At 41.8% G+C, this 5,532-nt stretch carries 6 protein-coding genes; 1 reads left to right on the plus strand and 5 read right to left on the minus strand.

Annotated features, from left to right (window positions below; translation table 11 throughout):
- Nucleotides 1-50: 50 nt before the first annotated feature.
- Both QZ379_RS11900 and nadC read right to left on the minus strand, forming a co-directional pair.
- Nucleotides 51-551, minus strand: coding sequence for a DUF4923 family protein (locus QZ379_RS11900; protein WP_291565021.1), 501 nt, complete (start codon nucleotides 549-551; stop codon nucleotides 51-53).
- Between the two features lie 2 nt (nucleotides 552-553).
- On the minus strand, nucleotides 554-1,408 hold the full coding sequence (nadC, locus tag QZ379_RS11905) for a carboxylating nicotinate-nucleotide diphosphorylase (RefSeq protein WP_235328938.1): 855 nt from the start codon (nucleotides 1,406-1,408) through the stop codon (nucleotides 554-556).
- An 88-nt stretch (nucleotides 1,409-1,496) separates the two neighbouring features.
- Here nadC and rlmH point away from each other — a divergent pair, with 88 nt between their 5' ends.
- Nucleotides 1,497-1,970 carry a 23S rRNA (pseudouridine(1915)-N(3))-methyltransferase RlmH gene (gene rlmH, locus QZ379_RS11910; RefSeq protein WP_291565028.1) on the plus strand — a complete coding sequence of 158 codons (474 nt, stop codon included), beginning with the start codon at nucleotides 1,497-1,499 and terminating at the stop codon, nucleotides 1,968-1,970.
- Between the two features lie 153 nt (nucleotides 1,971-2,123).
- On the opposite strand, the gene QZ379_RS11915 is transcribed toward rlmH, so the two are convergent.
- The 3 genes from QZ379_RS11915 to QZ379_RS11925 form a co-directional block, all read right to left on the minus strand.
- Nucleotides 2,124-3,011, minus strand: a complete 888-nt coding sequence (locus QZ379_RS11915; protein WP_291565031.1) for a glucosaminidase domain-containing protein — start codon at nucleotides 3,009-3,011, stop codon at nucleotides 2,124-2,126.
- Between the two features lie 304 nt (nucleotides 3,012-3,315).
- Nucleotides 3,316-4,119: a hypothetical protein gene (locus QZ379_RS11920; protein ID WP_291565034.1), complete on the minus strand. Its 804-nt coding sequence runs from the start codon at nucleotides 4,117-4,119 to the stop codon at nucleotides 3,316-3,318.
- Nucleotides 4,120-4,121: 2 nt separating this feature from the next.
- A partial coding sequence (locus tag QZ379_RS11925; RefSeq protein WP_291565037.1) for a DarT ssDNA thymidine ADP-ribosyltransferase family protein occupies nucleotides 4,122-5,532 on the minus strand: 1,411 nt, incomplete at its 5' end.

The raw sequence follows: 5,532 nt of genomic DNA on the forward strand, positions 1-5,532 counted from the left end.
AGGCATCTCTTTATGTTTATAGACCTTGCAAGACGGGGTTTACTAATTGCTTACGTCTGAGCAAGCGACATCAGTTTGTCAGCCTTGAAAAGCATACTCATCGAACCGCCGTTCAGGAGTGAAGTAGAAACCTGAGCTGTCATCTTCAGACCGATTTTGGTTTTCAGCGTGATTTCCTTGGTTTCCTTATTATAGCTGTAAGTACCGTTCACGGTACGTCCGGCTACAGTCGAAGTATATGTACTGTCCGCATTGAACACATACACTGTATTCTCATTGAAACCAAGCTTAGACAGATAATTGCTCATCTGTTCCTCAACCTTCTTTGCTGCCACTTCGCCACCGGCTTTCGACAACAGGTCGTCGCTTTCAAACTTACAGTCAGGAGCAGCGTATTTCCATGTTCCCACGATGGAAACACTTTCGTTCACCTTCGATACGGTTTCTTCCACCTTGTTCACTACCCCACCAAGCACCGACTTCCAGTCCTGTGCAGATGCTGCTGTACTTACAGTAAGTATCAAACCTGTCAGAAGAAATCTACCAATCATAATCAGCAAGCTTTAAAACTCATGTCAAGTCCCTTTACAGAGTGTGTAAGGGCACCTACAGAAATAAAATCGACTCCGCATTCGGCATAGTCGCGAAGAGTATCGAAAGTAATACCTCCTGACGATTCTGTCTCATATCTGCCGGCAACCATCTCTACAGCCTTGCGTGTGTTCTCAGGAGTAAAGTTGTCGAGCATGATGCGGTCTACACCACCAAGGTCGAGCACCTGCTGAAGCTCATCAAAGTTACGAACCTCGATTTCAATCTTCAAGTCCTTGCCTTTAGCCTTGCAATATTCCTTAGCGCGGTTGATAGCCTTGTCGATACCTCCGGCGAAGTCCACATGGTTGTCCTTCAAGAGAATCATATCGAACAGACCGATACGATGGTTCACACCACCACCAATCTTGACAGCCATCTTTTCAAGGATACGCATACCCGGAGTAGTCTTTCTTGTGTCAAGCACGCGGGTCTTAGTACCTTCCAGACGTTTCACATACTTGTTTGTCATAGTAGCAATACCGCTCATACGCTGCATGATGTTCAGCATCAGACGCTCTGTCTGAAGCAAAGACTGAATCTTTCCCTCCACTACCATGGCTACGTCACCCGGCTTTACGTGTGCACCGTCGTTGATGAAAACCTCAACCTTCATAGTCGGGTCAAAACGGTTGAACACTTCCTTGGCAATCTCGATACCGGCCAGAATACCTTCTTCCTTGATAAGAAGTTTTGACTTACCCATTGCATCAGCTGGGATACACGAGAGTGTTGTATGGTCGCCATCACCTATATCTTCAGCGAAAGACAGGTCTATAAGGCGGTCTATCAAATCTTTTACTACTTTTTCGTCCATAATGTTACAGATTTATTGAATTATAATGCAAAGGTATAGATTATTCGTATCTTTGCAAAGCCGTAATTTATAAAAACAGAAAACGAATATGAAATTTATATTACTTGTAGTAGGCAAGACAGTGGAAAAACACTATATCACTGCCATAAACGACTATGTGGAGAGAACCAAACACTATACTTCGTTCGATATGGAGGTCATTCCGGAACTGAAGAACACCAAGAGCCTGAGCATGGAGCAGCAGAAGGAGAAGGAAGGCGAACTGATTCTGAAAGCCATACAGCCGGGCGACGTTGTGGTATTGCTTGACGAGCACGGCAAGGAATTCCGTTCCATTGAGTTTGCCGACTGGGTTGAGAAGAAGATGCACACCGTGAACAAGCGTCTGGTATTCATCATCGGTGGTCCTTACGGATTTTCCCCATCAGTATATGCGGCAGCTCAGGAGAAGATATCTCTGTCGAAGATGACATTCTCGCATCAGATGATACGCCTCATCTTCGTGGAGCAGCTGTACAGAGCTATGACGATACTGAACAACGGGCCTTATCATCATGAATAATATAGTGAACGCAGAATAAATGCTTAGTGAACGCAAAATGAACGGCAAACGAACATGCAGTCCTTTTCCTGAAAAAGATTGACTCTATTGTTCGTTTGCCGTTCATTTTCTGTTCATCGGCCGTTCATCAGCCATTCACAGTGCAGCATAGTTCTATCTCAATCGGAGAATATCACCTACCTTTGGAGCAGGAGCATCTTCATCCATCTTGTTCATCCTGTAAAGATATTTCAGTTTTATACCGAACATCTGCGATATGGAATACATCGAATCGCCGGCCTTCACCACATATACTATATGGTCCTTGGTAGCTTTCTTGCGTTTCTCTTCCAGATAAACGACCTCGCCGCCACGGAAAACATAGTCTTTCGGCAACTCATTATACTTGCGGAGCTTTCGGCTGCTGATATCAAATTCATAGCCCAACGACTTGAAGGTATCTCCCCTGCGTGCAATGACATAAAGCATCTCATTAGCCAAGTAAGGCTGATGCGGATTAGTTACCTTCTCTGCCCATTCCAGCCCGCCTTTCCTGTCATACCTGTCAAGGTCATACAATTCAATCATGCTAATCAGTCTGTCAGCATATCTAGGGTCTGTGGCATACCCGGCTTTCTTAAGTCCTCGCGCCCAACCTTTATAATCGGTTATCTTAAGGCGAAAGAGGAAAGCATATCTTGCTCCCGTACGCAGGAACTTGGAATGGTCCTCATACGAATCCTTGGCATGCCTGTAAGCACGGAAGCACTCATTGCGACGGTCATCGTCATGGCGCACCGTACGTCCGTCCCACGAACTGCCGCACTTAATTCCGAAATGGTTGTTAGATTTCCTTGCCAAAGTACTCCTTCCCGCCCCCGACTCCAAGAGTCCCTGAGCGAGCGTGATACTGGCCGGAATATGATATTTCCTCATTTCTTCCACGGCTATCCCCCTATACTTCTTTATATAGTCCTCGTAAGCCTGATTTCTCCTCTGTGCAGATACCGAAACAGAAAGTCCAGCAATAAATATTAAAATAAGCGTCAGATATTTTCCCATGTCTTTAATCTTGAAAAACAGTTACAAACATACGGAAAAAATATGACTTAGACCGTAGCCTGTGGAATGTTTTTTAGTTTCAAAGGACTTATGACTATAAAAATATTATCCGAAGATTTGAGATATCCGGCAAAGCTCTTCGACAGAGGAAGCGTGACACGTACGTGTAACGGGTGGAACACGTTCGTGTAACGCGCGTGACACAAACGTGACGCGGGCGTAACACGTACGTGTCACGGTTTCTTTTCTTGCGCGTTTCATTTTAACCAATATACTCTTTTATTAAAAGTGACAGTATCCATATCTAAAACATAGAAAATGAATAATCATCAAGTACTATAAACCTATTTTCAAGTAATTTATTAATATAATTCTCAAATTTGGTATTATAAGGAGAACACCTACATAATTTTCGTATAACCTTGGTCTTGAAATCCAAAGGCTTAGCAGTTGCTGCATTTATACAAGCAGAGACTTTTGTTCCAGCATTAACAGCCTCTGCAAGTTCCTCACCATATAAATTACACTTGGATATTTCATAACACATTATCACAAAATGAGCCAATGCATCAGTAGCACAAAACACAACAGAATCATTATCTATTTTAAATTCTCCACAACGAAAGCCTTCATTATTAAGTGGATCTTTACAATTAATAAGATATGGAGGATTGTTGAAATCAATTAGTTTCGTAAAAGAATGTTCCAGAATTCCTGTACGCATATTATAATGAAACACTACACTGTCACCATACGAAATCCAACGACAAAATTTATCATTCTTCCATACTGCTGCCAAAGTAGCAAATGAGCCTTCATCATAGAATTTATTGAGAACCAATCCTCCTTCTTTCTTTGCCTGTTCCTCACACCTATTATAAAATGTTTCCCATATTCCATCAAGCCATGAATCAAGCTTTTCAAATGTAGTTATGGGTTCATCAGGCAGTTTCTCGAGCAGATATGCTGACCACAAGTCGGCATATAGCCCTCCACCACCTGCACCATCTGATACCGCTATCATACCAGCTTTTGCTATTGCAGCATCCTCATTTACTTGCCCTTGACCGGGTTTTGCTATAGATATTGAAAATGGTTTTCTCTCCATAATTACTTTTGACTAATATTTGTTGGTGTGCCTATATCCATGAGTTTTATAAGAGTAGACATGTCTGCATTAACGGCCATTGCCGTATGACGAGTAGACAAATCACCATCTTGTCTCACCTTTGAAATTTCTTCGTTATACCTCTGTGGTAATAAACTGGACAATTCAAACAAGGTAGTTGAATACGCATTATGTTTAACCTCATCTTTATTGACAGGTAAAAGAATACAATCAGTTTTCGCTGTAGATATATGGATGTTGAACAGCAATACATTACCATCATTGGTAAACATAGACTTCAGTTCGTTTGCCTGCTGAAGTACTGTATCCTTACTTGCTCCATTGAATTCACCGTCGGTAATATTAATGATAGTAGGAGGATAACAGTCCTTACCCTTATGCTTCTCCATCCATTGTTCAAGCAAGTCTTTCACTTTGTCAAAAGCCTTATGTATGTGAGTCCAACTTCCATCATATTTTGCTTCTATCCATTGTACCTTTTCAACATCCTTTATGGATGTGCCCTTACGTGTTCTTACCTCCTCACGGGTAACAATCTTCTTGAAAGGATTGTTTTTCAGCTCTTCAGGAGAAACAAAATCACGACCTTCTAAAGCGCCTTTCCATCCCGAATATGTGTTCTCACCATAACCTACCACTGCAATATCATAATAATGACGAGTTTCAGAACCTTTTATACATCTCAGTACCAAGTCATTAATCTGACTGTTTACAATACGGGCCACAGCTTCAGCCATTGTGAGTTCCTCACCATACAGCACAGTCTTTCTTTTCATAGAAACAGACTGGTCTATCATAAAGATAAATGCAGTAGGCGTATTGCGTGTAATCTGTGCAGTATAAGGAATCTTGCTTTGCATCTTGTCAGATACAGAAGGAATGGTATAACCGAAATTTCCTATATTAGTGATATACTTTAAAGGAATAAAATTCTTTACCATTACTTCTGCCTTATAAAAAGGCCTTTCATCTTCTGCCAAATCAAAATATCTGTTTCTTAACACAGTGTCAAAGTGAATCTGTTTAAGATGTTCCACATTGCCGCCATAACTTGCATCGTTACGTGTAACATTCTTATTGCAATACATACTGTCCTGCCACCATACCACCTCAGGGTCTATCTCCAATACAACAGGATTTGAGATACGCTGCTCGTTCATCGCAACAAACATCATGGGATGGTCCTTTACAAAACTCACTCTAACATAATGCTGCAATCCGTCTCTTGTATCAAGCGAGCGTGACAGGCTCTCCCCTCCAGGTTTAGGGATAACTATACCCTTTTCATCGCAGTCTGCCCACGAATACAGCCCACCGTTCTTTATTATTGATTCCAAATTTTCACGGTCTGTAAAATGATAAAGTTTCTTTACACCTTTCTCTTCTATTATG

It is taken from the genome of Bacteroides sp., from assembly GCF_019417265.1.
Classification (GTDB): domain Bacteria; phylum Bacteroidota; class Bacteroidia; order Bacteroidales; family Bacteroidaceae; genus Phocaeicola.